The organism is Streptomyces bauhiniae (assembly GCF_004784475.1).
Classification (GTDB): Bacteria; Actinomycetota; Actinomycetes; order Streptomycetales; family Streptomycetaceae; genus Streptomyces; species Streptomyces seoulensis.
Genome location: NZ_SRRT01000002.1, coordinates 935,552 through 959,874, shown reverse-complemented (window position 1 = coordinate 959,874; position 24,323 = coordinate 935,552). Strand labels below are relative to the sequence as shown.

The window sequence follows — 24,323 nt, the reverse complement described above, 5'->3', positions numbered from 1 at the left end:
TGCTTTACCAACCGGTTGGTAAAGTCGAGGCATGGCCAAGAACGCGAAGCAGCGCATCCTCGACGGGGCGCTGAATCTGCTCCGGGCCGAGGGTGGCGGGGCGATCACGCTGGAGGCGGCGGCTAAGGAGGTCGGGCTGTCGAAGCCGGGGCTGATGTACCACTTTCCGACCAAGGAGGCCCTGATGCTGGGGGTCGTCGACCATGTCGCCGACCGGTGGGAGAGGCTCCTGCTCGAGCAGCTCGGCCGGCCCCTGGAGGCCGCCACCCCGGCCCAGCGCATCCGGGCGCATGTCGAGGTCGCCCTGAACGCCCCGTTCGACCGCGCGGACTTCGCCATCTACACCGACGCGCACTACCGCACCGCGCTGACCGACGCCTGGGTGCGCCGTATCGAGCCCTGGCTTACCCTGCCGGACGACCTGCCGGACACCACGCGGGCCCGGCTCACGGCGGCCCGGCTGCTGGCCGACGGGTACTGGACGGCCGCAGCCACCGGCGTCTTCCCCGTCCCCGTACGCGACCGCGCCGAACTGCTGGCCGTCGTCGAGGGCCTCCTGGCAGAGGACCCCGCGTCATGAGGAAGTGGCTGCTGCTCACCGCGGCGATCCTGCTCGAAGTGACCGCCACCCTCTCCCTGCGCGGCGCCCTCGACCATCCGGCGCTCTACGTCCTCGTGGTCGTCGGCTACGTCGGCTCCTTCACCGTCCTGGCCCTGGTGCTGCGCGCCGGACTGGCCCTCGGTGTCGCGTACGGCATCTGGGGCGCCTCCGGTGTCGCCCTCACCGCGGTCCTCGCCGCCCTCTTCTTCGGCGATCCGCTCACCGGGGTCATGGGCATCGGCATCGCCCTGGTGATCGCGGGCGTGCTCTGCGTCGAACTCGGCGCGCAGTCCGCCCAGGCCCGCCACGCCCGCGAGGAAGGGGCACCCTCGTGACCTGGGCCTTCCTCACCGGGGCCATCCTCATCGAGGTCGCCGGCACGCTGTGCCTGGGCATGGCCTCCCGAGGGCGCGGCAAGCGGTGGCTCGCCGGGACCATCACTGGCTACCTGGCCGCCTTCACCTTCCTCACCCTGGCCCTGCACGGCGGCATGGCCCTCGGCGTCGCCTACGGCATCTGGGCCGCCGCCGGGGTCGCCCTCACCGCCGTCGCCTCGCGCGCGCTCTTCGGTGAACCCCTCACCAGGGTCATGGGCGCGGGTATCTGCCTCATCGCCGTCGGGGTGCTGTGCATCGAACTCGGCGCCGGGCACTGACCGGCGCAACGCCGGGTCCGGTTCCCGCCGGCCCCCGGCGCCGCTGACAGCCAGGCTCGACGGCATGAACCGATCCGAGGGAACGTCGCCCTGATCACGGGCGGCAGCCGGGGCATCGGCGCCGCACATGCACCCCGGTGCCCCCTTCGGAACACTGAGACGCATGGACGTGGCCTTCACCACGTCGGCGTACCCGCCGCTGGCCCTCGGCTTCTTCGGGCTCGGCACCGGCGGGTGAACGTCGGGTTCTCGGTCTCGTTCACGGTGCTTGGCGCGCTCGGCGTCCTGGTGTTCTTCGCGGCGCACTCCTGGCCGGCCTGACCGCCCTCGGATTCGGCCATTCCGCATCCGCCCCCTCCTCGCACGACGGCATCGCCCGGACAGCCGGTGACGCCCCCTGGGCCCCGGCGACGGACGCGACCGCACGGGCGGCGAGCAGCCTTGACACGTGTCTCACGGGCCGGTGCGCCCGGCTGCGCTCCTCCGATCCGAACGAATGGCCGATTCGCTGCGCCGGCCGGAGGACGGGAGTGGCCGCGGGACTTCTCCGGGTACTCGCGCCGCATCCCAAGTCCCGTACACAGCAAGGGACTTGACGTCCTACGAGAGGGAGTCGAACGATGAACCGCAAGCTCTTCAGGACCGCGCTGCCGCTGATGGGTGCCGTCGCCCTCGCCGCCGTCCCGGCGGTGACCGCGCAGGCCGCGCCCGCGCAGGCGGAGCCCTGTGTCCAGAAGGTCGCGGTGGTGAACAACTCGGGGTTCGTGCTCTCCTGGGCCGCGACCACCCGTACCGGGGAGCAGTCGCCGTCGACGGACGCGTACCCCGTGAACCAGACCCGGACCATCGACCTGACGACCACGTCGTTCCCGGAGGGCACCGACCTGCGCCCGTACGTCGACGCCGTCGCCGGTACCAAGAACTACGGCAACCGGTACGTCTCGTACTGCGACAACGGCCAGACGGCGACGTACTCCGTCACCGGGACCACGCTGGACTACTCGGTCACGCTGCTCGACTAGCGGGAGCGCACCACGGGAGGGCCGCGTCCGACGGGCGCGGCCCCTTCGCCGCATCCGTGGCCGCGCGGACGGCGGAAGCAGCAGGTGACGGCTTCCGAGCGGGAGGTGCTCGTCATGAAGGACGTCCGGCTGTCTTCGTGCTCACCCTGGCCGGGCTGATCCGGCTGACGCTGCGCTGGAGCCGGGGCCTGCGGTCGGCACCGCCGGCCGTCGAGTGAGGGCCGCCCACCTGGGCCGCTTCGTGTGCCGGTTCGACCGGCGGGAAGGAGAATGGTTCGACCCAGGGAGGCTGACGTGACGCGTGACGGTATCGGACTGGCCGAGGTGCTGGCAGCGGCGGAGGCGGCCGCTCCGGTGGCTTCCCTCGACGTGGTCGCGCGCAACCTGCGCGAGCGGTTCGGCGCGCAGTACGTGTCGTTCCTGTTCGTCGACGTCGTCGGGCGGCGCGTGGTGCGCGTCACCGAGGAGACGCCGACCCAGCAGGGCCGCCGAGCCGACCAGATCCCGCTGGCCGGCAGCGTCTACGAGGAGGTCCTGCGCACCCAGAAGCTGGTCCAGGCCCCGGAAGGCGGGGAGGGACAGCGGGTCCTCGCCCCGGTCACCAACCGCGGCGACACCATCGGCGTGCTGGAACTGTGGCTGCCCGAGGTGACGGAGGACGTACTGCAACAGGTCGGCGAGGCGGCGCACGCGCTGGCGTACATCATCGTCACCGACCGCCGCTTCACCGACCTCTACCACTGGGGCCAGCGCACCACCCCGGTGAGCCTCGCCGCGGAGATCCAGCGCCAGCTCCTGCCCTCCGCGCCCTCCTGCGAGGCCGCCGAGTTCGCCCTCGCCGCCGCCCTGGTCCCGGCGGACAGCATCGCCGGCGACACCTACGACTACACCCTCGACCACGACACCCTGCACCTGTCCGTCACCGACGCGATGGGCCACGACGTCCACGCCGCGCTGATGGCCACCCTGCTGGTCAACGCCTCACGCGGCGCCCGCCGGGCCGGAGTCGGCCTGGCGGAGCAAGCCGAGCGCGTCCACCAGGCGCTGCTCGAGAACGGCCGGCGGACCTTCGCCACCGGCCAACTGCTGCGCGTCGCCCTCGACGGGAGCGGTGTCCAGCTCGTCAACGCCGGGCACCTCTGGCCGCTGCGGCTGCGCGGCGGCGAGGTCGAACCGGTCCATCTGGACGTCAACCTGCCCTTCGGCGTGGCCGGACCGCGCGGCCCGTACGAGGTGCAGGACATCGATCTGCGGCCCGGCGACCGCCTGGTGCTCTACACCGACGGCATGCAGGAACGCCAGGCCGCCTCCGTCGACCTGCCCGCCCTCCTCCGGGACACCGCCGCGGAGCATCCGCGCGAGGTCGTACGCCACCTGGTCGCGGCGGTCCTCGAGGCATGCCAGGACCACCTCGAGGACGACGCCACCGTGCTGTGCCTCGACTGGCACGGCCCCACCGGCGAGAGCCGCCACGCCCACGCCGGCGCGGACATCTGACCGTCTGGGCCGGGGCGTCAGGACGGGGGCGCGGGTACGGGGTGCGCGGCCAGCGCCCGCGCGGTGTGGAACAGGTTGGACGCCATGGCCCGCCCGGTGGAGGCCGCCCAGTCGTGGCCGCGCTCCTCGTCCAGGTAGTTCGGGCCGGGACCGGGGCCGAGGTGCCAGTAGGTCCACGCCTGGCCGGGGACCGTGTACCCGATGTCGCCGAGGGCGCCGTCGATCTCGCTGATCACATGGTGGGCGCCGTCCTCGTTGCCGGTCACCACCACCCCGGCGACCCGGTTGTACGCGACCGGCCGCCCGTCGTCGTCCGTCTCGCTGATCATGGCGTCCATCCGCTCCAGCACCCGCTGCGCCACCGACGACGGGTGCCCGACCCAGGTCGGCGACGCGATGACGAGGATCTCGGCGGCGAGCAGCTTCTCGTGCACACCGGGCCACTCGTCCCCCTTCCCCATGTCGGTCTCGACGCCGGGCGCGATGTTCAGATCGACGGCCCGTACGACGTCCACCTCCACTCCGTAGCCCTTGAGTGCGGCGATCACGATCCCCGCGAGCGCCTCGGTGTTCGAGGGCTCCGGGGACGGCTTGAGGGTGCAGTTGATGACGAGAGCGCGCATGGGGGTGTGGGTTCCCCGATCGGCGGGGTCGAAAGGTGGTGTCCGGAGGTATTCGCCCGGACGGACCGCGTGCGGGTCAGCCGGTGGCGGAGCGCGGGGCGGCTTCCTCCGTGGCCGACCAGGACGCGAGCAGCCGTAGCCCCTCCTCGGACGCCGAGCCCGGTTCGGCCGTGTAGACGGTCAGGGTCAGGGCGGGGTCGGCGGTGAGCTGGAGGCCCTCGTAGGCGAGGGTGAGGGGGCCGACGGTGGGGTGGTGGAAGTGCTTGGTGCCGGTGCCGTGGTGGCGGACGTCGTGGGCGGCCCAGCGGGAGCGGAACTCCTCGCTGCGGGTGGAGAGTTCGCCGACGAGGTCGTGCAGGTCCCGGTCGTACGGGTCGCGGCCGGCCTCGGTGCGCAGGATGGCGACGGCGATGTCGGCGAAGGTGTCCCAGTCCGGGTAGAAGCGCCGGGAGGCCGGGTCGAGGAAGTTGAAGCGGGCGAGGTTCGGCGGCTGGGGGCCGGTGTAGAGGTCGCTGTAGAAGGCGCGGGCCAGCCGGTTCGCCGCGACCACGTCCATGCGGGCGTTGCGCACGAAGGCCGGGCCCGCCGTGACGGCGTCCAGGGTCCACTGGAGGCTGCGGTGGGGCGCCGCCGGCTCTTTGGCGCGCCGGCGGCGGGGGCGGGTGAGGGCGTCGGAGCCGTCGGCGGCCTGGGCCAGGTGCAGCAGGTGGGCGCGCTCGGCGTCGTCCAGTTGGAGGGCGCGGGCGACGGACTCCAGGACGGCCGGTGAGACCCCGGCCAGGTTTCCGCGCTCCAGCTTGGCTTAGTACTCCACGCTGACGTCCGCCAGCGCCGCGACCTCGCTGCGGCGCAGGCCGGGCACGCGGCGCCGGGGCCCGGCGGGCAGCCCGGCCCGCTCGGGGGTGATCTTCGCTCGCCGCGAGGTCAGGAACTCGCGGACCTCTTCACGGTTGTCCACCCCTCGACGGTACGTCCCGCCCGCCCCGTGAGGGATGTACCGCTGGTACACCCCTCGACGGTGCCTCGCTGCCCACGCGCGACAGCGGTTACCTGGATACGGAAGCAACCGCACCGAACCCCCAAAGGAGCCCGTCATGCGCGGAGCAGTGATCCACGCCCCCGGCGATGTGCGCTTCGAGACGCTCGACGACCCGAAGATCCTCCAGCCGACCGACGCGATCATCCGTACGGTCGTGACCTGCGTCTGCGGCTCGGACCTCTGGCCGTACCGGGGCCTGGAGCCGATCGGGGACCCGCACCCCATGGGCCACGAGTACGTCGGCGTGGTGGAGGAGGCCGGCGACGAGGTCACGTCCGTACGGCCGGGCCAGCTCGTCGTGGGGTCCTTCGCCACCTCGGACAACACCTGCGCCAACTGCCGCAACGGCTGGCAGTCCAACTGTCTGCACCGCGAGTTCATGAGCACCTGCCAGGCCGATCTGGTCCGCATCCCCAACGCCGAGGGCACCCTCGTCGCCACCGAGGAGACGCCCGGCGACGAGTTCCTGCCCGGCCTGCTCGCCGTCTCCGACGTGATGGGCACCGGCTGGTACGCGGCGCTCGCGGCGGAGGTCCGGCCCGGCTCCACGGCGGTCGTCGTCGGGGACGGCGCGGTCGGCCTGTGCGGGGTGATCGCCGCGAAGGAGCAGGGCGCGGAGCGGATCATCGCCATGAGCCGCCACGAGCCCCGGCAGAAGCTCGCCCTGGAGTTCGGCGCGACGGACATCGTCACCGAGCGCGGGGAGGAGGGCGTCGCCCGGATCAAGGACCTCACCGAGGGGATCGGCGCCGACTCGGTGCTGGAGTGCGTCGGTACGGCCGAGTCCATGCGGCAGGCGCTCCACTCCGCCCGGCCCGGCGGCAACGTCGGCTTCGTCGGCGTCCCGCACGACGTCACGATCGACGCCCAGGAACTCTTCTTCTCCCACGTCGGCCTGCGCGGCGGCCCCGCCCCCGTCCGCCGCTACCTCCCCGAACTGATCGACCTCGTCCTTACCGGCCGCATCGACCCCGGCAAGGTCTTCGACCTGACACTCCCGCTGGACCAGGTCGCCGAGGGCTACCAGGCGATGGACGAGCGCCGCGCGATCAAGACGCTGCTGAAGCCCTGACCGGACGGAGGACCCCCGTCCACTGGAGAGGACCGTATGAACCCCACCTATGACTTCAGCGGCCAGGTCGCCTTCGTGACCGGCGCCGGTTCCGGGATGGGTCTGGCCACAGCCCGTGCCTTCGCCGCCTCCGGCGCGGCCGTCGCCCTCGCCGACGTGGACGAGGCCGCCCTCGCCCAGGCCGCCGGGGAACTCACGGGCGAGGGCCGCCAGTTCCTCACCCTCACCTGCGATGTCACCGACGAGGAGCAGGTCGCCGCAGCGGTCGACCGTACCGTCGCGACCTTCGGGCGGCTGGACATGGCGTACAACAACGCGGGCATCCAGGTGCCGCCCACCGACGCGGCGGAGGAGGGGGCGGACCAGTTCGACCGGGTCCAGGCCATCAACCTGCGCGGGATCTGGGCCTGCATGAAACACGAGCTGCGCCACATGCGCGCCCGGGGCAGCGGGGCGATCGTCAACTGCTCGTCCCTCGGCGGCCTCGTCGGCATCCCCGGCCGCGCCTCCTACCACGCCTCCAAGCACGGCGTGATCGGCCTGACCGGCAGCGCCGCCCTCGAGTACGCCCCTCGGGGCATCCGTATCAACGCCGTCTGCCCCGGCACCATCGACACCCCGATGGTCAGCGACATGATCGCCAAGGGGGAGCTGGACCGCGCCGAGGCGGAGGCGGGCCAGCCCATCAACCGGCTCGGCACCGCCGACGAGATCGCCCAGGCCGTGCTGTGGCTGTGCAGCCCGGGCGCCGCCTTCGTCATCGGCGTCGCCCTGCCCGTCGACGGCGGATACGTCGCCCGCTGACTGCCCACCCGTACAACAGAGTTGAGAGACACCATGGAATTCGTCCAGCAACAGCCCACCAGCAAGGCCCCGGCCGAGTGGTTCACCGGCGACGTCTGGTGGGACGTCATCGCCGCCGGCCAGGAACCCTCCCGCCTCCGCGCCAACCTGGTCCGCTTCGCCCCGGGCGCCCGCACCCACTGGCACTCCCACGCCCTGGGGCAGACCCTCCATGTCGTCTCGGGCGTCGCCCTGATCGGCACCCGCGACGGCACGGTCCTGGAGGCCCACCCGGGGGAGACGGTCACTTGCCCGCCGGGGGAGGAGCACTGGCATGGGGCGGGGCCTGAGCGGTTCATGGAGCACATCGCGATGTGGGAGGGGACCGGTGGGGGTGGGGCGGAGACCACCTGGGGGGAGGCGGTGGGGGAGGAGCAGTACAGCGGGGCGCGTACGCGCAGCCGGTAGCGGGGTGTGCGCATCTGCGGCGCAAGATGCGCGCTCTGGCTCGCATATGCGGCCCTAAAAGGTGTGGCGTCGGTCACAAGGTGAGCTGTTCAGAGGTGGGTGCGGTGTCGATTGAAAGCGGCGCCGCGCGCATCGCTCGTTCTGGGCAGGGGTCGTGGTGCAGCGCCTAACTCCCAGCTTAGGCAACGTAGTTCGGTCTTTCCCAGTGCCCTAACAGACCCCCATGCCCCCACCCTGAAGAGGTTGAACGCGTCAAGCGATAAGCATCACCTATCAAGCAGTCGAATCCCCCTCTTTGACCCCGCTGCCCGCACGGGTGGAGTGTGGTTTTCGGAACGGAAACCGGTGAGGAATTCCGGGGTTATTCCGTCATTCCAGAGGAGGAAATCGTGGCTAAGATTGTCTGCGTCCTTTACCCGGACCCGGTCGACGGATTCCCGCCCCGGTACGCCCGGACGAGTCTGCCGAAGATCGAGGGATATCCGGGCGGGCAGACCCTGCCCAGCCCGAAGGGCATCGACTTCACCCCCGGCGAGCTGCTGGGCAGCGTCTCCGGTGAGCTGGGGCTGCGGGAGTTCCTGGAGTCCCGCGGGCACACCCTGGTCGTCACCTCCGACAAGGAGGGCCCCGACTCGGTCCTGGACCGTGAGCTGCCGGACGCCGATGTGGTGATCTCCCAGCCGTTCTGGCCCGCCTACCTCACCCCCGAGCGCATCGCGAAGGCGCCGAAGCTGAAGCTGGCGCTGACCGCCGGTATCGGCTCCGACCACGTCGACCTGGACGCCGCGATCGCCCGCGGCATCACCGTCGCGGAGGTCACCTACTCCAACTCCATCAGCGTCGCCGAGCACGCCGTGATGATGGTGCTCTCGCTGGTGCGGAACTACCTGCCCTCGCACAAGATCGCCGCCGAGGGCGGCTGGAACATCGCCGACTGTGTCTCGCACTCCTACGACCTCGAAGGCATGGACGTCGGTGTCATCGCCGCCGGCCGCATCGGTGTGGCCGTGCTGCGCCGCCTCAAGCCCTTCGACGTCAAGCTCCACTACACCGACAAGCGCCGTCTGCCCAAGGAGGTCGAGGAAGAGCTGAACCTGACCTTCCACGCCACCGCGCAGGACCTCGCCAAGAACGTCGACGTGGTCTCCATCCACGCACCCCTGCACCCCGAGACGCTGAACCTGTTCGACGAGAAGCTCCTGAACAGCATGCGCAAGGGCTCCTACATCGTGAACACCGCCCGCGCCCAGATCGTCGACCGCGACGCCATCGTCCGCGCCCTCGAAAGCGGCCAGCTCGGCGGCTACGCCGGTGACGTCTGGTACCCCCAGCCCGCCCCGGCCGACCACCCCTGGCGGACCATGCCCTTCAACGGCATGACCCCTCACATCTCCGGCACCTCCCTGACCGCCCAGGCCCGCTACGCCGCCGGCACCCGCGAAATCCTCGAGGACTTCCTCGACGACAAGCCCATCCGCGACGAATACCTCATCGTCGACGGCGGCAAGCTCGCCGGCACCGGCGCCGCCTCCTACACCGCGGGCGACAAGAAGAACTGAACCGAACAACAGGTTCGGCGGCCGTTTTATCCGGTGTTCCAGCATGGAATGCAACACCGGATAAAACGGCCGCTCTTTCATGTCTTCGCATTGACGCCTTCAAGAGGGCCCCCAGGCGCCGTCATAGGCGTGACCTATCCACCGCGCACCCTGTTGCGAGCATGTCAATCCGCGCTACGGTCTACCCGCGTCAACCCACACCTCCCCCACGAGGAGTCGATGCGCCGTGCCCCTGATCGGACGAGCCCTCGCTCTCGCCGCCCCCGCGCTGGCCACCGCCGCGCTGCTCCAGATCCCGGCCCCGGCCCAGGCGGCCGTCGTCCCGGACCACGCGATCATCACCTGCCAGAGCGCCAGCTTCTACGCCAACTACGACAGTTCCTCCGGCCCCACCGGCCTGGTCCGGACGCTGTACTACGGCGACAAGGTCGGCCACACCCGAGGCGCGCACCCCGTCTACAACGGCTGGGCCGCCACCTTCGACTTCGGCCCCAACGACTGGGGCTATGTGCGCAACGAATGCATCGGCGGCTACGGTTCATGGTGAGCCGGGACCAGGGAGGCAAGGGCATGACCGCACCCCGTACCGTCCGTTTCGCGGCGCTCGCGGCCGCCGTCGGCGCCGTCCTGCTGCTGGGCTCCGCCCCCGCGCAGGCCGCCAACGGCACCGTCGGCACCCGCGAGACCGTCTGCGCGCAGGACCTCTTCGTGCGCACCGAGCCGGTGGGCGCCTGGATGGGCACGCTCAGCAAGGGGCAGACGTTCCTGGTGGAGAGCAAGCAGTCCGGCTGGGCGTACGGCTTCGCCTACGGCAACATCAACCGCCGGGGCTGGGTCCAGGACGGCTGGTTCTGCTAGCGCCCACGCACCCGTAGCCCCGCGCTCAGGGTGACATCCGCGCCGCGACCTCCTCCGCGCACTCCCGCAACGCGGGCGCGTGTGCGCGGAGTTGGTCCGCGTCCGTCAGGATGACCGTCGCCGCCAGGGACAGCGCCAGCGGCGGGGTGCCCTCCGGGGTGTCGGGCAGTGCCACCGCGATCGAGCGGACGCCGATCTCGTTCTCCTCGTCGACCTCCGCCCAGCCCCGCTCCCGTACGAGCGCCAACTCCGCGCGCAGCAGGGCGGGATCGGTGATCGTGCGGGGGGTCACCGCCGGGAGCGGGCCGGCGAGCAGTTGCTCGCGGTCCGCCTCCGGGAGCCAGGCGGCCAGTGCCTTGCCGAGTGAGGTGGCGTGCCAGGGGTTGCGGGTGCCCTCGGCGTTGCGCAACTGGAGGTGCTGGGTGCCCTGCACGGAGAGGACGAGCAGTACCTCGCTGTCGTTCAGGATGCCCGCGATGACCGGCAGTCCGGTGCGCGCGCCGAGTCTGCGCATCGGCGCGGCCGCCGCCGAGTAGCCCGCAGGCGACCGCTGGAAGCCGCGGGACAGCTCCAGTACGCGGGAGCCCAGCGCGTACCGCCGGGCCTCCTCGTCGTAGGTGGCGAACCGTTCCTCGACCAGGCGGCCGAGGATGCGGTGGGCGCTGCTGACGGGCAGTTTCGCGGCGCGGGCGGCGGCGCTGACGCCGAGGCCGGCGGGGTGCTCGGCCAGCACGGTGAGCAGCCGCAGCCCCCGGCCCAGCATGTCGTCGCCGGATGGTGTGGTCACCGTGCGCGCCTTTCGTCGTTCACTGCCGCTGTCGTGGGGCGGCCGCCGCTTCGACGGTCACCGTACCGGGACCGGGCCGGCACTCCTCGCGGGCTCGGGTGCCGCGAGGGTCAGCGCGGCGGCGACCAGGGTGCACACCGCCATCAGGCCGAAGGCGCCCGCGTCGCCCAGCTCGGTGCCCCGCACCCAGCCGACCAGGTACGTCCCGGCGAACGAGCCCAGCGCGCCGAAGGAGTTGACCAGCGCGACGGCCGCGCCCGCGATCCCCGGCGGGGCGAGGGTGGTGACGAGCGCGAAGTACGGGCCGTATGGGGCGTACAGGCAGACGCCGGCCACCACCAGCAGGGTGAGGGCGAGCGGGAAGTCGTCGCCGGCCGCGTACGAGCCGAGCAGGGCGAGACCGCCGCAGGCCAGCCACGGCCAGACGGCCACCCGGCGGCGCCCGCTGCGGTCGGAGAGGCGGGAGTTGACCAGCATGGCCACGGCTGCGCAGGCGTACGGGATCGCGGTGAGCAGGCCGGTCGCGCCGATGCCCTCGCCGGAGCCCTTCTTGATGATGGCCGGGAGCCAGAAGACGAAGCCGTACATGCCGAAGGACCAGAAGAAATACTGCGCGGCCATGGTGAGCACGGCGGGGGAGCGCAGCACCCGGCCGTACCGCTCGCGCAGGGTGCCGGTCACCGGCGGTGCGGCCGCCTTCTCCGCCGCCAAGTCCGCCCGCAGCAGCGCGAGTTCGGGCTCGGGGAGGTTACGGGCCTGCTCCGGGCGGTCCTTGATGAGCCAGAGGCAGCACACGCCCCACAGCACCGACGGCACGCCCTCGGCGACGAACATCACCCGCCAGTCGGAGACCGACACCAGCCAGCCGGAGACCGCCGACAGCCACATCACCGTGACCGGGTTGCCCAGGATGAGGAAGGTGTTGGCCCGCCCGCGCTCACCGCGTGTGAACCAGCGGCCGAGCAGCATCACCATCGACGGCAGCACCGCGCCCTCGACCACACCGAGCGCGAACCGCACCGCGATGAGCTGGGCCGGGCTGCTCAGCATGCCCTGGAGCACGGCGAGCAGCCCCCAGGCCACCGTCGACCAGGCCACCAGGCGGCGGGCGCTGCGCTGTTCGGCGTAGATCGTGCCGGGGATCTGGAAGAAGAAGTAGCCGAGGAAGAAGGAGGCGGCGATCAGGGAGTCCGCCCCCGCCGAGAGCTTCAGGTCCTCGGCCATGCCGCCGGCGGAGGCGATCGCGTAGTTGGACTTGTCGAGATAGGCGAGCGAGTACGTGACGAACGCGACCGGCATCAGATACCGGGCGCGGGAGGACCGCCAGAAGCCTGTCCGCATGGGTGCCGCCGCTGCGGTGTCGGTGGCGGGTGACGTCGCTGTCATCCCAGACCCCCTGTTTTCCGTGTGATGGAAAGTGTTTCACTGGACGGAAAGCACGGTACGAGACGGAGGGTCCGATGACCAGAGATCTGCACCACACCGCCACCGGCGTCCTGCTGCCCTGGCCCGATCTGGACCGCCACCATGGCCCTTGGCCCGAAGGTGTGGATGTCCACATGTGGGACGGCACCACCCCCGGCACCGAACCCACCGACGACGCGCTCGCCCGCGTCGGCCTGTGGGTGATGCCCTACGCCGTGCCGGACGCCGTCAACCTGCTGCCGAAGCTGCCGAACCTGCGCGCGGTGCAGTCACTCAGCGCCGGGGTCGAGAAGCTCGCCCCGCTCATCCCCGCCGGGGTCACCCTGCACAACGGGCGCGGTCTGCACGACGCCTCCACCGCCGAGCACGCCCTCGGGCTGATCCTCGCCGCCCAGCGGGACCTTGCGCAGTGGGTGGCCGACCAGGGCGCGGGGCGCTGGGAGCCGCACTTCACCCGCTCCCTCGCCGACGCCCGCGTCACCATCGTCGGCTACGGCTCCATCGGCGCGGCGCTGGAGCGGCGGCTGCTCGCCTGCGAGGCGGACGTGGTCCGGGTGGCGCGGCGCGCCCGGCCCGAGGAGGGCGTCCACGCGGTGGCCGACCTGCCCGCCCTGCTGCCGGAGACGGACATCGTGGTGCTCGTCCTGCCCGAGAACCCGCACACCGTCGGCATGTTCGGCGCCGAGGAGCTGGCCGCGCTGCCCGACGGCGCGCTGGTCGTCAACGTCGGGCGCGGCCGCACGCTGGACACCGGCGCGCTGCTCGCCGAGACCCGCGCGGGCAGGCTGCGGGCGGCCCTGGACGTCACCGATCCCGAGCCGCTGCCCGCCGGCCACCCCCTGCGGCACGCCCCCGGCGTGCTCCTCACCCCGCATGTCGCGGGCGGCTCGGCCGCGTTCCGGCCGCGCGCGGAACGCCTGATCGTCGAGCAGGTACGGAGGTTCGCCGCCGGGGAGCCGCTGCACCACCTCTTCCCCCGCGACTGACGTCAAGCTCCCTTGCCGGAAAGGCTGTTGCTCAGATCCCGCCCCGCTCGCGCGGGATCTTCAGCCCCGCCTCGATCGCCACCGGCAGCCGGTTCTCCGCCGGGGGCAGCGGGCAGGTGGCGAGGTCGGTGTAGGCGCAGGGCAGGTTCGCCGCCCGGTTGAAGTCCAGCACCACCGTGCCGTCGGCGGCGGGCGGCGCCAGGGAGAGCACCCGGTTCGCGGCGTACGTGGTGCGGCCGGAGGTCTCGTCGGTGAACAGCACCATCAGCCCGCCGGGGCCCTTGCCGGGGAACGCGGTCAGGGCCAGCGGGCGGCCGTCCAGCTCGAAGGTGATCCGGCCGGGCGCGTCGTACACGTGCTGGAGGTCCTCCACGGCCGCGCCCACGGTGGTCGGGCGGGGCTCGGGGAAGGGCTCGTAGCGGCCCGTCACCACCCAGCGGGGGTCCGGCGCGTAGGACGGCGTGCCGGCGAAGGCGGTGCGCAGCGGGGCGTCCGGGTGCCGGGGGCGGACGATGTCGTGGCCGCCGCGCTTGGCCACCTCGATCACCGCGTCTCCCCACACCGCCTCGACGCCGCCGCGCTCGGGGAGGACGCCGAACTGGTGCTCGCCGCGCACCGGTTCCCCGGCCACGGTGAGTTCCTCGCCCTCGTCCAGGGTCACGATGACGCCCTCGGGGCCGGTGCGCCAGGTGCCGGGGGCGTCGGGGAAGCGCCGCGGGTGCTCGTCCAGCCAGTTCAGGCTGGTCACCGCGAGGAAGCCGTGCGGGTCGGCGAGGTTCTCCTCGTGCGCCCGGTACCAGTCCAGCCAGGACTCGGTGAAGGCGTGGAGGTCCGTCGCGGGGGCGTGGGTGGTCATCGGTGCTCCTTCGTCGTCTGTCTCAAGTCGTCCGTCTCAAGGGGAGTCATGCCGCCAGCTCGCCGAGCAGGGCGTACGTGCGCAGCCGGGACGCGTCGCCGGCGATCTCGGTGCCGGTCAGGACCACCTCCGTCGCCCCCGCGTCCCGGTAGCGGCGCACCTCGGCGGCGACCGTCTTCTCGTCGCCGATCACCGCCAGGTCGGCGGCCCGGCGGGCGCCGGAGAGTTCCAGGACCCTGGCGTAGGACGGGATCTGCTCGTAGAACGCGAGCTGCTCGGTGGCCGTCTCCCGTACGGCGTCCACGTCGTCGGTGACCACGCCGGGGACCAGGGCCACGATCCGGGGCGCGGGCCGCCCGGCGGCCTCGGCGGCCGCGTTGACCGCCGGGACGATGTCCCGCTCCAGCGCACGCGGCCCGGCGAGGTACGGCAGGATGCCGTCGGCCAGCTCGCCGCTGACCTTGAGCGCCTGCGGGCCCATCGCGGCGACCAGTACGGGTACGCCGTCCTCGGCGCCCGGCACGCGCGCCGGGACCGGGGTGGTGGCGGTGAGCAGCTCGCCGTGGAAGTCGGCCTCGCCGGTCTCGGTGAGCTGGCGCAGTGCGGTGAGGAACTCGCGCAGCCGGGCGATGGGCCGCTCGAAGGGCAGACCGAAGCCGCCCTCGGTGAACAGCTTGGTGCCCAGGGCGAGCCCGAGGTGGTAGCGGCCGTGGGTGGCCGCCTGGGCGGTCTGGGCCTGGCTGGAGACGAGCAGGGGGTGCCGGCCGAAGACCGGGATCGCGGAGGTGCCCACCTGGAGACCGGGTACCTCGCGGCCGACGAGCGCGGCGAGCTGGGGCGAGTCCGCGCCGAAGGTCTGCCCGAACCAGGCGGACCGTACCCCCGCCGTGGCGGCCTCGCGGGCCTGGAGCACGGAGGCGTCGACCTGGTTCACGGCGCCGGGCGTGTTGAGCGCTACTCCAACAGTCATGACAGGAAGAACGGCCCGCCCCCGAGGCCCATTCCGGTCCTTGTGTGACAGGTTCTTTACGGGTGTGTGGAGACCCGACACACGAGGCCCGTCACCCGAGGCCCGTCACCCGAGGCCCGTCACCCGTACGGCGGCCCGGCACGGTTCGCGGACGGGGTTCAGGGAACTCGGGGGCGCATGATTCACAGCATCCTGCGCGGTGGCGCGGCAGGCGCCGCCGGGACCACCGCCCTCAACGCCGCCACCTACGCCGACATGGCCCTGCGGGGCAGGTCCGCCAGTGACGTGCCCGCCGAGGCCGCCGACAAGCTCGTGGAGGACGTGGGCCTGCATGTCGGCGGGACCGGGGAGCAGCGGTCGAACCGGCTGTCCGCGCTCGGGGCGCTCAGCGGAATCGGCGTGGGCGTCGCCACCGGCGTGGTCGTGTCCCTGGCGCACCGCGCCGGTGCCCGGGTGCCGTGGTGGGCGGGGAGCCTGGCGACCGGCGTCCTCGCCATGGCGGCCACGGACGCCTCCATGACCCGGCTCGGTGTCACCGACCCCCGGACGTGGTCGCCCACGGACTGGGTGTCGGACCTGGTGCCCCACCTGGTCTTCGGTGCCGTCACCTACGGGGTGGTCGCGGGCGACGGCCGCCGCTGACCCCTCGTCGCGGCCGTGGCCGGTCGTTCGTACATGTGCAGAACGGCCGTGCGGCAGGCAGGACCCGCAACCTCTCCCCAGGGCCTAGCTGTTAGGTGAGGCAAAGGCCCAAGGTTTCGCAACCATGACGCGGTCGCCGCCGCGCTCACGGAGTGACATGAGAGACGAGCGGGACGACAGAGACGACACTCACGCGCGCGACGACCGCCGCCCGCCTCCGCGCGGGGAGGTCCACTGGCTGCCGACGCACCGGCCCGACGACGAATGCCCCTGGTGCCGGCTGCTCCTGCCGCCCGATGAGCCCCCCGAGCCCCCGCCCGGCCGGGGCCCGCACCTCGCCGCCCGCCTCAGAACCGTGATGGTGGCCTTCTCCGCCCTGGTCACCCTCGTGGCCGCCGCGGTCACCCTCTGGCGCACCTGACCCGGCTCACGCCCCCTCGGGCAGCGGCACCGACCACGTCAGCACCGCGCCCCCGCCCTCCGCGCCGCCCGACTCCAGGCGCCCGCCGAGCTGTTCGGCACGCTCGGCCATGTTGCGCAGTCCGCTGCGCCGCCCGCCGGACGGGATGCCCACCCCGTCGTCCGCGACTCGCAGCACCACCTCGCGCCCGTCGGTCGTCAGCACCACCTCGGCCGCGTGCGCGCGGGCATGCCGGGCCACATTGGTCAGCGCCTCCGACAGGACGGCCACCACATGGTCGGCGATCCGCTGCGGCACCTCGGTGTCGATCAGCCCCTCCATCCGCACACCGGGCGCGAAGCCCAGTACCGGCGCCGCCTCACCGGCCACCCGGACGACCCGCGCCCGCAGCCCGCTGCCCGCGCCGCCCTCGCGCGTCCGCAGCCCGAAGATGGTCGAGCGGATGATCTTGATGGTCTCGTCCAGGTCGTCCACCGCCCGCAGCACCCGGTCGGCCGCCTTGGGGTGCTCGATGAACCGGCCCGCGCTCTGCAGCGTCATCCCGGTGGCGAACAGCCGCTGGATCGCCAGGTCGTGCAGATCGCGCGCGATCCGGTCGCGGTCCTCCAGCAGGGCCAACTGCTGGGCGTCCTGGCGGCGTTCGGCCAGCTCCATGGCGATGGCCGCCTGCGCGGCGAACCCCTGGAGCATCTCGGTCTCCTTGTCGGAGAACACCGGCCGGCCCGCCTCGCGCACCAGCAGCACCACACCCCGCGCGCCCCCCTCGCCGGTGCCGATCGGCACCGCCACCGCCGGGCCGAGACCGAGGAACCGGGGCGGCTCGGCGGTGATCCGGTCGTCGCGGGTGATGTCGTCGCTGGTGACCGGCGCGGCCGTGGAGTACGCCAGCCCCATCAGCCCCTCGTGCAGCGGCAGCACCAGACCCCGGTGCGCCTCGGCGCCCTCGCCCACCGCGATCTCCACGGTCAGCGAGGGGGTGTCCGCCATCGGCATGGCCACCTCCGCCAGCGCAGAGCCGGTGATGTCACGGGCCCGCTCGGCGATCAGGTCCAGCGCCTCGGAGCGTTCGCTGCCCGGCATCAGCCGGTGCGTGATCTCGGCGTTCGCCAGCAGCCATCGCTCGCGCAGCCGGGAGTCCTCGTACAGGCGGGCGTTGTCGATGGCCACCCCGGCCGCCACCGCCAGCGTGGACAGGACCGACTCGTCCTCCTCGTCGAACTCCAGGCCGCCGCGCTTCTCGGTCAGGTACAGATTCCCGAACACCTGACCCCGCACCCGGATCGGCACCCCGAGGAAGCTCCGCATCGGCGGATGGTTGGGCGGGAAACCGTACGACGCCGGGTGCTCGGAGATCTTCGACAGGCGCAGCGGCTCCGGGTGCCGGATCAGCTCGCCCAGGATGCCGTGGCCCTGCGGGTACGGGCCGATCTCGGTGATCTTCTCGTCGGAGACGCCGACCGTGTGGAACGCGGACAGGGTGCGGCCGTCGGGTCCGATCACCCCGAGCGCCGCGTACTCGGCGTCCACCAGCGCGGCCGCCGCCTCCACGATCGAGTGCAGCGCCTGCTCCAGGTCCAGCTCCCGGCCGACGCTCAGCACCGCCTCCAGCAGGCTGTGCACCCGGTCCCGGGTGCCGCGGGCCGCGTCGATCCGCGCCTGCAGCTCCTCCAGCAGCTCGTCCAGCTTCAGTTGCGGCAGCAGCACGCGTGGCTCTCGGGGGCTTGCCACCACGGTCCTCCACGTCGGCTCGGCGCGCGAAGTCGGCACCAGTGGGTCGTCGACTCCACCGTATCGGTCCCGCCTGCGGCCCGGTACGCGGAACCGGAGGGAGAGGGATCACCGGCCCGCCGCAGAGGGCCGAACGGCCCTGGAAGGGCGGCCGGGGACGGCCCACAGTGGAGCGCATGGTGAGGCTCCGTGACGAGAACCGGGCGGACCGGCGGTACGCGCTCGGCCGCGACGAGGCGCTGTGCCTGCTGGGCGGGGTCCGGCTGGGCCGGATCGTGTTCACCCGGCACGCGCTGCCCACCGTCCGCCCCGTCCACCATGTGCTGGACGGTGGCGACATCGTCATCCGCGTCCACGAGGACGCCGCGCTCGCCTCGGCCGCCCGGCAGGACGCGCTGGTCGTCGCCTACGAGGCCGACGCCATCGACCCCGACACCCACCTCGGCTGGAGCGTCGTCGTCACCGGGTACGCCCACCTCGTCACCGACGCGGCCGAACTCGCCCGCATCCGGAGGCTGTTGGCCCCCTGGGCGCCCCGGCAGGGCCGGGACTGCGCGCTGCGCATCCGGCCCGGCCTGGTCACCGGCGTCCGCCTCGGCGCCCCGGATGGCATCCTGCGGGACGACTGAGCGGCGCGTCTCACGACATCGGGATGGCCACCTCGTGCCGGTCCGCGCCCAGCACCACCTTCAGCGCGCCCGTCTCGGCGGCGTGGGCGAACACCTCGTACGCCTCCGCCATGTGGTTCAGCGGGAAGGTGTGCGTGACCAGCTCAGCGGTCGGCAGCCGGCCCGCGGCCGCCATCCGCAGCAGGGTCGGGGTGGAGTAGGTGTCCACCAGGCCCGTCGTGATGGTGACGTCCCTGATCCACAGGTTCTCCAGGTGCAGCACCGCCGGGGAACCGTGGACGCCCACGTTGGCCACGTGCCCGCAGGGCCGCACCACCCGGGTGCACAGCTCGAAGCTCTCCGGCACGCCGACCGCCTCCACGGCCACGTCCGCGCCGAGCCCGCCCGTGAGGTCGTCCACCAGCATCCGGGGGTCCTCCCCGGCGAAGGCGACGACATCCGCGCCGAGCCGCCGGGCCGCCTGCAGCCGGGCCCTGGCCAGGTCCACCACGATGATCCGCTCCGGGGCGTACAGCCGGGCCGCGACCACGGCCGCGAGACCGATCGGGCCCGCGCCCACGATCACCACCGTGTCGCCCGCCCTGACCTGGCCGTTGAGCACGCCGACCTCGTACGCGGTCGGGAAGATGTCCGCCAGCAGCACCGCGACCTCGCTCGGCACGGCGGCCGGCAGCGGGTGCACGGAGAGGTCGGCGAACGGGACCCGGACGTACTCGGCCTGGGCGCCGTCCACCTGGTGGCCGAGTATCCAGCCGCCTCCGCCGAGGCACTGGCCGTACCGGCCCTCCCGGCAGAAGCGGCAGCGGCCGCACGACGTGATGCAGGAGACCAGCACCCGGTCGCCCGGCCGGACCGTGCGCACGTCGCTGCCCACGTCGACGATCTCGCCGACCGCCTCGTGGCCCAGTACCGTGCCGGGCGGCACCTCGGGCACGTCGCCCTTGAGGATGTGCAGGTCGGTCCCGCAGATGGACACCATGCCGACCCTGACGATCGCGTCGGTCGGCTCCTTGATGCCGGGGTCCGGTACGTCCTCCCAGGACGCCTGGCCCGGTCCGTGAAAGACGAAGCCCTTCATGACGCTCCTCACCTCGTCGTCGGCCGGCCCGCTGCTGACCCCGCGCCTGCCGTCACGGCCCGGAACCGGCCCCTGTCTCCAGCTTCGCCGCCCCGGCCCGCACGCGCATGGGCCGCGTGGCCCACGCCGGGCCGCACGGGTACCCGGAACGGGGCCGGTCGGCCCTACCTGGTGCGAGCCCACATACGGTTCGCTCGGCATATGGCCGAGAACCACACCGAGCCGACCGTCGTCGCCCTCAGCGGTGACATCGACCTGCTGACCGCCCCCGCGGTGACCGCCGCACTCGACGCCCTGACCTCGGACCCGCATCCCGACCTGGTCCTTGACCTGCGCCCGGTCCGCTTCATCGACTGCACCGGCCTCGGCATCCTGTGCCGCGCCCGCAACCGCGCCGAGGCCCGGCACGGCAGGCTGCGGCTGCTCAGCGAGAGCGACGCCTTCCTGCGGCTGCTGCGGGCCACCGGTCTGCGGAACTCGTTCGAGGTGCAGACCGGGCCGGTGCTCTGCGGGGCGGCCGGCTGAGGCGCGGCTACGCCGGTTCCGGGACCACCGCGACCGGGCAGGGGGCGCGGTGGAGCACGCCGTGGGCGACCCGGCCGAGCTGGAGTCCGAAGCCGCCGTGCCGGGGATGACCGCCGACCACCAGGAGGGTGGCACCCCGCGCGGCCTCGACCAAGGCGTCACGGGTGTGGCCCTCCGGGGTACGGACGACCGTCGCCACCCCCTCCGGCACGTCCCGCAGGGCCTCGGCCACCACCTCCCGCGCGGCCTCCTCCGGATCGCTCTCGCCCGCGTCATGGCCGGTGAACGGGCCCGAGGGCCGCCGCCAGGCGCGTACCGCCTCCAGCGGGAGCCCGCGCAGCTCGGCCTCCTGGGCCGCGAACCGGACGGCGGCCGCGTCGCGCGGTTTGTCGCCGACCGCCAGCACGATCCGCGGCGAGGCGCCCGGCTCGTCCTCGGGGCCGTCGCGCAGCACGAACACCGGGCAGTGCGCGTGTCCCGCGACCGTCAGGCTGACCGAGCCGAGCAGCGCCTCGGTGAACCCGCTACGGCCCCGGCTGCCCAGGACCACCGCGCGGGCGGTGTTGCTCTCCCGGACCAGCGCGTACTCCGGCTCGCCGGCCAGCACGTCCGTCGTCACGTCCACGCCCGGGCGGCGCGACCGGGCCCGCGCCTCGGCGGTGCCGACCACGTCCCTGGCCATGACCTCCTCGACCGGACGGTTCAGCTCCTGGGCGATCAGCTCGCCCTCGTAGCGCTCCCAGAGCGAGGCGTACACCAGGCGCAGCGGCGCCCCGCGCAGGGCGGCCTCCTCGGCGCCCCAGTCCACCGCGCGCAGGCTGGGCGCGGAACCGTCCACACCGACCACGATCGGCTCGTCCATCGGCTTCTCCACTTCGAATCAGGCGTGCGGGACGACGGCGACGGGGGCGGGGGAGTGATGCAGCACGGCGTGCGCGACATGCCCGAGGTGGGCGCCGACCCTGGCCTTGCGCACCCGGCGGCCGACCACGACCAGGCAGGCGTCGCGGGAGGCGTCCACCAGCACCGAACCGGCACTGCCCTCCACGGCCGCCTCGGCCACGTCGACGTCCGGGAACGACTCCCGCCAGGGCTCCAGCGCCCGGCCGAGCATGAACGCGTTGCGCGGTTCCAGCTCGGCGACCGGGGACGCCTCCGCCTCGTAGGCGTAACCGGGGGTCTCGTTGGAGGGCGGGGGCTGCGGCACCCAGGCGTACACCACCCGCAGCGGGGCGCCGCGCAGCGCGGCGGCGCCGAAGGCGAACTCCAGCAGGGCCGCGTCGGGCGCGGTGATGTCCAGGCCCAGCACGACCGGCCGGAACGGGGCCGCGGCCGACGGGATGCCCGTGGGGTCGGCCCGGTGCTCGTCGGCGGCCTGCTCACCCGCCCTGACCAGCACCACCGGGCAGTCGGCGTGGCCGGTCACCGCCAGGCCGACCGAGCCCACGATGAAGCCGTGCAGCCCGCCCAGGCCGCGCGAGCCCAGCGCCAGCAGCTCGGACGTACCGGCCGCCTCGCACAGCACGTCCACCGGGTCGCCGGTGCGCCGCTCGGTGATCACCTCCAGGCCGGGGTGGCGCAGCCGCAGCCCCTCCGCGCTCTCGTCCGGCGGCCGCTCGATCCAGTCCTGCTCGGCCTCGGCGCCCAGCAGCGGGGCCTGCGCCAGCGGGTCCGGCAGCGGCTCCCACACCTGCACGAGCCGCAGCGGCAGCCCGCGCAGTACCGCCTCGCGCGCCGCCCACTCGACGGCGGCCCGGCTCTCGGCGGAGCCGTCCAGTCCCGCGGTCACGGTTCGGGGCATCGCCTGCACCTCCCTGGCTCTTGCGGCCCGGTTCTTCGGGGGGCCGTACGGGGCTCACCCACCAGCCTGACCGCAACGGGCGCCGCGGGCCACGGCCACAGGTCCCTCCGGGGGACCGGACGCCGCCCCGACCAGGTCCGATCGGCCCTAGTGTGGAACTCGTGGACAGGCGACGATCGTGCCGGTGGGCCGTCCGTTCGCGCCTGTCGGCCCAGGGGAACGAAAGGCCGTCATGCCCGAGACACGCACCTTCACGGAGCAGGACCCCGTCCGGGTCTTCCTGCTGGACGACCACGAGGTCGTCCGCCGGGGCCTCGCCGACCTGCTGGACGCCGAACCCGACATCGCCGTGGTCGGCGAGGCCGACACCGCCGCGCACGCCCTGGCCCGCGGGCCCGCGCTGCGCCCGCACGTCGCCGTGCTCGACGTACGCCTCCCCGACGGCGACGGCATCACCGTCTGCCGGGAACTGCGCGACCGCATGCCGGGCCTGGCCTGCCTGATGCTGACCTCGTTCGACGACGAGGACGCCCTGCTCGACGCCATCATGGCCGGGGCCGCCGGATACGTGCTGAAGCAGATCAAGGGCTCCGACCTGGTCTCCGCGGTGCGTACGGTCGCCTCCGGGCAGTCGATGCTGGACCCCGCGACCACCGCCCGGCTGATGCGCTCGCTGCGCGCCGACCCCGCCGGGACCACGCCCGCGCTGCCGCCCGAGCTGGAGGCCCTGTCGCCCCGCGAGCGGGACATCCTCGCCCTGATCGGGGACGGCCTCACCAACCGGGAGATCGGCAAGCGGCTCTACCTCTCCGAGAAGACGGTCAAGAACCACATCTCCCGGCTGCTCGCCAAGCTCGGCGTCCAGCGCCGGGTCCAGGCGGCGGTGCTCGCCTCGCAGCTCGACCCCCACCAGCCGCGCTGAGCGGCGCTCAGAGCAGGCCGCCGCTGCCGTAGGGGGCGTACAGGTCGAGGAGGCGGACGCGGGAGGAGTGCAGGCGCTGGGCGACCACCCGGCCGACCCAGGTGGCGACCGCCCGGCCGAAGGCGGGGTCCTCGGCGCAGCGGGCGCGGACCGTCTCGGCGTCGAACTCCCAGGCCCGCACCGGGCTCATCGCCTCGCCGCCCAGGTGCCAGACGCACGGCGTGAAGTGCCAGGACCAGCCGACGAGTTCGCCGTGGCCGAGGGACTCCACCACGGCCGGGCGGCGGCCGGGGACATGGAGGTCGAGGCAGACCGTGCCGGTGCGCACGATCCAGAACCGGTCGGCGCGCCGCCCCTCCTCGAAGAGCCGGGTGCCGGCCGGGAAGGAGACCTCGCGGGCCAGTTCCATCAGCCGCTCGCGCTGCAGTGGTTCCAGGGCCGTGGTCATGGTGGTCGTGGTCATCGCACCGGCTCCCTTCGAGGCGTCTGCCCCCAGGGTCGTACCGCTCCCGCCCGGTGCGCCACGGGCCACTCGGCCCCGGCCGGGGACCTTTCGGCCCCCGGCCGGACGAGCGCTAGAAGACGATGCCCACGTGGGCCAGCGCCTGCTTCAGCAGGGCGCCGTGGCCGCCGGGCATCTCGTCGTGCAGCGCCGCCGAGGCGGCCTCCTGCGGGGTGAACCAGACCAGGTCCAGCGCGTCCTGCCGGGGCCGGCAGTCACCGGTCACCGGCACGATGTAGGCCAGCGACACCGCGTGCTGACGCGGGTCGTGGTACGGGGTGACACCGGCCGTGGGGAAGTACTCCGCGACCGTGAACGGCTGCGTGGAGACGGGGACGCGGGGCAGCGCGACCGGGCCGAGGTCCTTCTCCAGATGGCGCAGCAGCGCGTCGCGCACCCGCTCGTGGTGCAGGACGCGGCCGGAGACCAGGGTGCGGCTGACCGTGCCGTCCGGCCCTATGCGCAACAGCAGCCCGATGCTGGTGACTTCACCGCTGTCGTCCACCCGCACGGGCACGGCCTCGACGTACAGGATCGGCATCCGGGCCCTGGCCATCTCCAGCTCGTCCGTGGTCAGCCAGCCGGGCGTGGTCTCGGTCATGTCAGACATTGCTTGATCATACTTTCCGGGTGGGGACCCGCCGCGGGCGCGGGCGGGCTCGGCAGAGGCGTTCCGTGGGGCCGACGGGCTCATGGTCAGAACTCCATGACTGCCACCTTCCCCGCAACCCGCGCGTTGTGCGCCCCTTGATCACGCCGTCCCGCGTCATTGTGCCGTCCGGCGATCCCGGTGTCCCGAAAATCGCGCACGGTACGCGAACGGGCACCGAACGGGCATCCCCGGACCGGCCGCCCCGCCCAGGGACAGGTCCGT

28 protein-coding genes and 1 pseudogene are annotated in these 24,323 nt (G+C 73.0%); 17 read left to right on the top strand and 12 right to left on the bottom strand.

The annotated features are described in order from the left end of the window. Positions 1 to 31 precede the first annotated feature (31 nt). From E5083_RS09745 to E5083_RS09725, 5 genes are all read left to right on the top strand, one after another. Entirely contained in the window at positions 32 to 580 is a 549-nt protein-coding gene (locus E5083_RS09745) for a TetR/AcrR family transcriptional regulator (protein WP_135785182.1), read from the top strand. Continuing rightward, the gene (locus tag E5083_RS09740) at positions 577 to 936 is read left to right on the top strand and encodes a DMT family transporter (protein ID WP_135785181.1); all 360 of its coding nucleotides are present in this window, start codon (positions 577 to 579) and stop codon (positions 934 to 936) included. The genes E5083_RS09745 and E5083_RS09740 overlap by 4 nt, the downstream gene beginning before the upstream one ends. Beyond that, a complete protein-coding gene (locus E5083_RS09735; RefSeq protein WP_135785180.1) occupies positions 933 to 1,256 on the top strand; it encodes a DMT family transporter in 324 nt (107 codons plus the stop codon). The genes E5083_RS09740 and E5083_RS09735 overlap by 4 nt, the downstream gene beginning before the upstream one ends. A gap of 620 nt (positions 1,257 to 1,876) precedes the next feature. Then, positions 1,877 to 2,278, top strand: coding sequence for a hypothetical protein (locus tag E5083_RS09730; RefSeq protein WP_018549471.1), 402 nt, complete (start codon positions 1,877 to 1,879; stop codon positions 2,276 to 2,278). 270 nt (positions 2,279 to 2,548) lie between these two features. After that, positions 2,549 to 3,775 carry a PP2C family protein-serine/threonine phosphatase gene (locus E5083_RS09725; RefSeq protein WP_135785179.1) on the top strand — a complete coding sequence of 409 codons (1,227 nt, stop codon included), beginning with the start codon at positions 2,549 to 2,551 and terminating at the stop codon, positions 3,773 to 3,775. A gap of 17 nt (positions 3,776 to 3,792) precedes the next feature. On the opposite strand, the gene E5083_RS09720 is transcribed toward E5083_RS09725, so the two are convergent. Further along, positions 3,793 to 4,398, bottom strand: a complete 606-nt coding sequence (locus tag E5083_RS09720) for a flavodoxin family protein (RefSeq protein ID WP_135785178.1) — start codon at positions 4,396 to 4,398, stop codon at positions 3,793 to 3,795. Positions 4,399 to 4,474: 76 nt separating this feature from the next. Next, positions 4,475 to 5,356, bottom strand: a pseudogene (locus E5083_RS09715) (helix-turn-helix transcriptional regulator). A gap of 136 nt (positions 5,357 to 5,492) precedes the next feature. Here E5083_RS09715 and E5083_RS09710 point away from each other — a divergent pair. The 6 genes from E5083_RS09710 to E5083_RS09685 all read left to right on the top strand — a co-directional run bounded on the left by E5083_RS09710 (position 5,493) and on the right by E5083_RS09685 (position 10,177). Next, complete coding sequence (locus E5083_RS09710) at positions 5,493 to 6,509, top strand: zinc-dependent alcohol dehydrogenase family protein (protein ID WP_135785177.1); 1,017 nt, start codon at positions 5,493 to 5,495, stop codon at positions 6,507 to 6,509. A 36-nt stretch (positions 6,510 to 6,545) separates the two neighbouring features. Continuing rightward, complete coding sequence (locus E5083_RS09705) at positions 6,546 to 7,313, top strand: glucose 1-dehydrogenase (RefSeq protein ID WP_135785176.1); 768 nt, start codon at positions 6,546 to 6,548, stop codon at positions 7,311 to 7,313. A gap of 33 nt (positions 7,314 to 7,346) precedes the next feature. Further along, positions 7,347 to 7,760 (top strand): (R)-mandelonitrile lyase, encoded by a 414-nt coding sequence (locus E5083_RS09700; protein WP_135785175.1) that lies wholly within the window; start codon positions 7,347 to 7,349, stop codon positions 7,758 to 7,760. A 389-nt stretch (positions 7,761 to 8,149) separates the two neighbouring features. Next, positions 8,150 to 9,319: an NAD-dependent formate dehydrogenase gene (locus E5083_RS09695; protein ID WP_135785174.1), complete on the top strand. Its 1,170-nt coding sequence runs from the start codon at positions 8,150 to 8,152 to the stop codon at positions 9,317 to 9,319. Positions 9,320 to 9,545: 226 nt separating this feature from the next. Continuing rightward, positions 9,546 to 9,866 (top strand): hypothetical protein, encoded by a 321-nt coding sequence (locus E5083_RS09690; protein ID WP_208754005.1) that lies wholly within the window; start codon positions 9,546 to 9,548, stop codon positions 9,864 to 9,866. A 23-nt stretch (positions 9,867 to 9,889) separates the two neighbouring features. Beyond that, positions 9,890 to 10,177, top strand: coding sequence for a hypothetical protein (locus tag E5083_RS09685; RefSeq protein WP_202448903.1), 288 nt, complete (start codon positions 9,890 to 9,892; stop codon positions 10,175 to 10,177). A 25-nt stretch (positions 10,178 to 10,202) separates the two neighbouring features. On the opposite strand, the gene E5083_RS09680 is transcribed toward E5083_RS09685, so the two are convergent. Together E5083_RS09680 and E5083_RS09675 are read right to left on the bottom strand one after the other, a co-directional pair. Beyond that, positions 10,203 to 10,964, bottom strand: coding sequence for an IclR family transcriptional regulator (locus E5083_RS09680; RefSeq protein ID WP_244317445.1), 762 nt, complete (start codon positions 10,962 to 10,964; stop codon positions 10,203 to 10,205). A gap of 57 nt (positions 10,965 to 11,021) precedes the next feature. Then, on the bottom strand, positions 11,022 to 12,350 hold the full coding sequence (locus E5083_RS09675) for an MFS transporter (protein ID WP_135785173.1): 1,329 nt from the start codon (positions 12,348 to 12,350) through the stop codon (positions 11,022 to 11,024). A 74-nt stretch (positions 12,351 to 12,424) separates the two neighbouring features. On the opposite strand from E5083_RS09675, the gene E5083_RS09670 reads away from it, so the two are divergent. Then, the gene (locus tag E5083_RS09670; protein WP_135785172.1) at positions 12,425 to 13,375 is read left to right on the top strand and encodes a 2-hydroxyacid dehydrogenase; all 951 of its coding nucleotides are present in this window, start codon (positions 12,425 to 12,427) and stop codon (positions 13,373 to 13,375) included. A 31-nt stretch (positions 13,376 to 13,406) separates the two neighbouring features. Here the strand turns inward: E5083_RS09670 and E5083_RS09665 are convergent, their stop codons facing one another. Both E5083_RS09665 and E5083_RS09660 read right to left on the bottom strand, forming a co-directional pair. Beyond that, positions 13,407 to 14,231 (bottom strand): DUF1684 domain-containing protein, encoded by an 825-nt coding sequence (locus tag E5083_RS09665; protein ID WP_135785171.1) that lies wholly within the window; start codon positions 14,229 to 14,231, stop codon positions 13,407 to 13,409. A 46-nt stretch (positions 14,232 to 14,277) separates the two neighbouring features. Then, on the bottom strand, positions 14,278 to 15,201 hold the full coding sequence (locus E5083_RS09660; RefSeq protein ID WP_135785170.1) for an LLM class F420-dependent oxidoreductase: 924 nt from the start codon (positions 15,199 to 15,201) through the stop codon (positions 14,278 to 14,280). A 177-nt stretch (positions 15,202 to 15,378) separates the two neighbouring features. On the opposite strand from E5083_RS09660, the gene E5083_RS09655 reads away from it, so the two are divergent. Both E5083_RS09655 and E5083_RS09650 read left to right on the top strand, forming a co-directional pair. After that, on the top strand, positions 15,379 to 15,843 hold the full coding sequence (locus tag E5083_RS09655; protein WP_135785169.1) for a hypothetical protein: 465 nt from the start codon (positions 15,379 to 15,381) through the stop codon (positions 15,841 to 15,843). Between the two features lie 157 nt (positions 15,844 to 16,000). Beyond that, positions 16,001 to 16,264: a hypothetical protein gene (locus E5083_RS09650; RefSeq protein ID WP_135785168.1), complete on the top strand. Its 264-nt coding sequence runs from the start codon at positions 16,001 to 16,003 to the stop codon at positions 16,262 to 16,264. A gap of 6 nt (positions 16,265 to 16,270) precedes the next feature. On the opposite strand, the gene E5083_RS09645 is transcribed toward E5083_RS09650, so the two are convergent. Next, positions 16,271 to 17,992 (bottom strand): sensor histidine kinase, encoded by a 1,722-nt coding sequence (locus E5083_RS09645; RefSeq protein ID WP_135785167.1) that lies wholly within the window; start codon positions 17,990 to 17,992, stop codon positions 16,271 to 16,273. A 176-nt stretch (positions 17,993 to 18,168) separates the two neighbouring features. Here E5083_RS09645 and E5083_RS09640 point away from each other — a divergent pair, with 176 nt between their 5' ends. After that, the gene (locus E5083_RS09640; RefSeq protein ID WP_135785166.1) at positions 18,169 to 18,621 is read left to right on the top strand and encodes a pyridoxamine 5'-phosphate oxidase family protein; all 453 of its coding nucleotides are present in this window, start codon (positions 18,169 to 18,171) and stop codon (positions 18,619 to 18,621) included. 10 nt (positions 18,622 to 18,631) lie between these two features. Here the strand turns inward: E5083_RS09640 and E5083_RS09635 are convergent, their stop codons facing one another. Further along, complete coding sequence (locus tag E5083_RS09635) at positions 18,632 to 19,699, bottom strand: alcohol dehydrogenase catalytic domain-containing protein (RefSeq protein WP_135785165.1); 1,068 nt, start codon at positions 19,697 to 19,699, stop codon at positions 18,632 to 18,634. Between the two features lie 201 nt (positions 19,700 to 19,900). Here E5083_RS09635 and E5083_RS09630 point away from each other — a divergent pair, with 201 nt between their 5' ends. Beyond that, positions 19,901 to 20,224, top strand: a complete 324-nt coding sequence (locus E5083_RS09630; RefSeq protein ID WP_135785164.1) for an STAS domain-containing protein — start codon at positions 19,901 to 19,903, stop codon at positions 20,222 to 20,224. Positions 20,225 to 20,231: 7 nt separating this feature from the next. On the opposite strand, the gene E5083_RS09625 is transcribed toward E5083_RS09630, so the two are convergent. Together E5083_RS09625 and E5083_RS09620 are read right to left on the bottom strand one after the other, a co-directional pair. Next, complete coding sequence (locus tag E5083_RS09625; protein WP_135785163.1) at positions 20,232 to 21,086, bottom strand: universal stress protein; 855 nt, start codon at positions 21,084 to 21,086, stop codon at positions 20,232 to 20,234. Between the two features lie 18 nt (positions 21,087 to 21,104). Then, on the bottom strand, positions 21,105 to 22,025 hold the full coding sequence (locus E5083_RS09620) for a universal stress protein (protein ID WP_135785162.1): 921 nt from the start codon (positions 22,023 to 22,025) through the stop codon (positions 21,105 to 21,107). 232 nt (positions 22,026 to 22,257) lie between these two features. On the opposite strand from E5083_RS09620, the gene E5083_RS09615 reads away from it, so the two are divergent. Further along, positions 22,258 to 22,947 (top strand): response regulator, encoded by a 690-nt coding sequence (locus E5083_RS09615; protein ID WP_135785161.1) that lies wholly within the window; start codon positions 22,258 to 22,260, stop codon positions 22,945 to 22,947. A gap of 7 nt (positions 22,948 to 22,954) precedes the next feature. Here E5083_RS09615 and E5083_RS09610 read toward each other — a convergent pair whose 3' ends face one another. Further along, positions 22,955 to 23,410, bottom strand: a complete 456-nt coding sequence (locus tag E5083_RS09610) for a cyclic nucleotide-binding domain-containing protein (RefSeq protein WP_135785160.1) — start codon at positions 23,408 to 23,410, stop codon at positions 22,955 to 22,957. A gap of 112 nt (positions 23,411 to 23,522) precedes the next feature. Then, complete coding sequence (locus E5083_RS09605; protein WP_161204397.1) at positions 23,523 to 24,050, bottom strand: NUDIX hydrolase family protein; 528 nt, start codon at positions 24,048 to 24,050, stop codon at positions 23,523 to 23,525. Positions 24,051 to 24,323: the final 273 nt, after the last annotated feature.

Coding starts and splice junctions, on each gene's coding strand:
- E5083_RS09745 (WP_135785182.1), top strand. CDS start 32: ATGGCCAAGAACGCGAAGCAGCGCATCCTCGACGGGGCGCTGAATCTG.
- E5083_RS09740 (WP_135785181.1), top strand. CDS start 577: ATGAGGAAGTGGCTGCTGCTCACCGCGGCGATCCTGCTCGAAGTGACC.
- E5083_RS09730 (WP_018549471.1), top strand. CDS start 1,877: ATGAACCGCAAGCTCTTCAGGACCGCGCTGCCGCTGATGGGTGCCGTC.
- E5083_RS09725 (WP_135785179.1), top strand. CDS start 2,549: ATGGTTCGACCCAGGGAGGCTGACGTGACGCGTGACGGTATCGGACTG.
- E5083_RS09720 (WP_135785178.1), bottom strand. CDS start 4,398: ATGCGCGCTCTCGTCATCAACTGCACCCTCAAGCCGTCCCCGGAGCCC.
- E5083_RS09710 (WP_135785177.1), top strand. CDS start 5,493: ATGCGCGGAGCAGTGATCCACGCCCCCGGCGATGTGCGCTTCGAGACG.
- E5083_RS09705 (WP_135785176.1), top strand. CDS start 6,546: ATGAACCCCACCTATGACTTCAGCGGCCAGGTCGCCTTCGTGACCGGC.
- E5083_RS09700 (WP_135785175.1), top strand. CDS start 7,347: ATGGAATTCGTCCAGCAACAGCCCACCAGCAAGGCCCCGGCCGAGTGG.
- E5083_RS09685 (WP_202448903.1), top strand. CDS start 9,890: ATGACCGCACCCCGTACCGTCCGTTTCGCGGCGCTCGCGGCCGCCGTC.
- E5083_RS09675 (WP_135785173.1), bottom strand. CDS start 12,350: ATGACAGCGACGTCACCCGCCACCGACACCGCAGCGGCGGCACCCATG.
- E5083_RS09670 (WP_135785172.1), top strand. CDS start 12,425: ATGACCAGAGATCTGCACCACACCGCCACCGGCGTCCTGCTGCCCTGG.
- E5083_RS09665 (WP_135785171.1), bottom strand. CDS start 14,231: ATGACCACCCACGCCCCCGCGACGGACCTCCACGCCTTCACCGAGTCC.
- E5083_RS09660 (WP_135785170.1), bottom strand. CDS start 15,201: ATGACTGTTGGAGTAGCGCTCAACACGCCCGGCGCCGTGAACCAGGTC.
- E5083_RS09655 (WP_135785169.1), top strand. CDS start 15,379: ATGATTCACAGCATCCTGCGCGGTGGCGCGGCAGGCGCCGCCGGGACC.
- E5083_RS09650 (WP_135785168.1), top strand. CDS start 16,001: ATGAGAGACGAGCGGGACGACAGAGACGACACTCACGCGCGCGACGAC.
- E5083_RS09640 (WP_135785166.1), top strand. CDS start 18,169: ATGGTGAGGCTCCGTGACGAGAACCGGGCGGACCGGCGGTACGCGCTC.
- E5083_RS09635 (WP_135785165.1), bottom strand. CDS start 19,699: ATGAAGGGCTTCGTCTTTCACGGACCGGGCCAGGCGTCCTGGGAGGAC.
- E5083_RS09630 (WP_135785164.1), top strand. CDS start 19,901: ATGGCCGAGAACCACACCGAGCCGACCGTCGTCGCCCTCAGCGGTGAC.
- E5083_RS09625 (WP_135785163.1), bottom strand. CDS start 21,086: ATGGACGAGCCGATCGTGGTCGGTGTGGACGGTTCCGCGCCCAGCCTG.
- E5083_RS09620 (WP_135785162.1), bottom strand. CDS start 22,025: ATGCCCCGAACCGTGACCGCGGGACTGGACGGCTCCGCCGAGAGCCGG.
- E5083_RS09615 (WP_135785161.1), top strand. CDS start 22,258: ATGCCCGAGACACGCACCTTCACGGAGCAGGACCCCGTCCGGGTCTTC.
- E5083_RS09610 (WP_135785160.1), bottom strand. CDS start 23,410: ATGACCACGACCACCATGACCACGGCCCTGGAACCACTGCAGCGCGAG.
- E5083_RS09605 (WP_161204397.1), bottom strand. CDS start 24,050: ATGACCGAGACCACGCCCGGCTGGCTGACCACGGACGAGCTGGAGATG.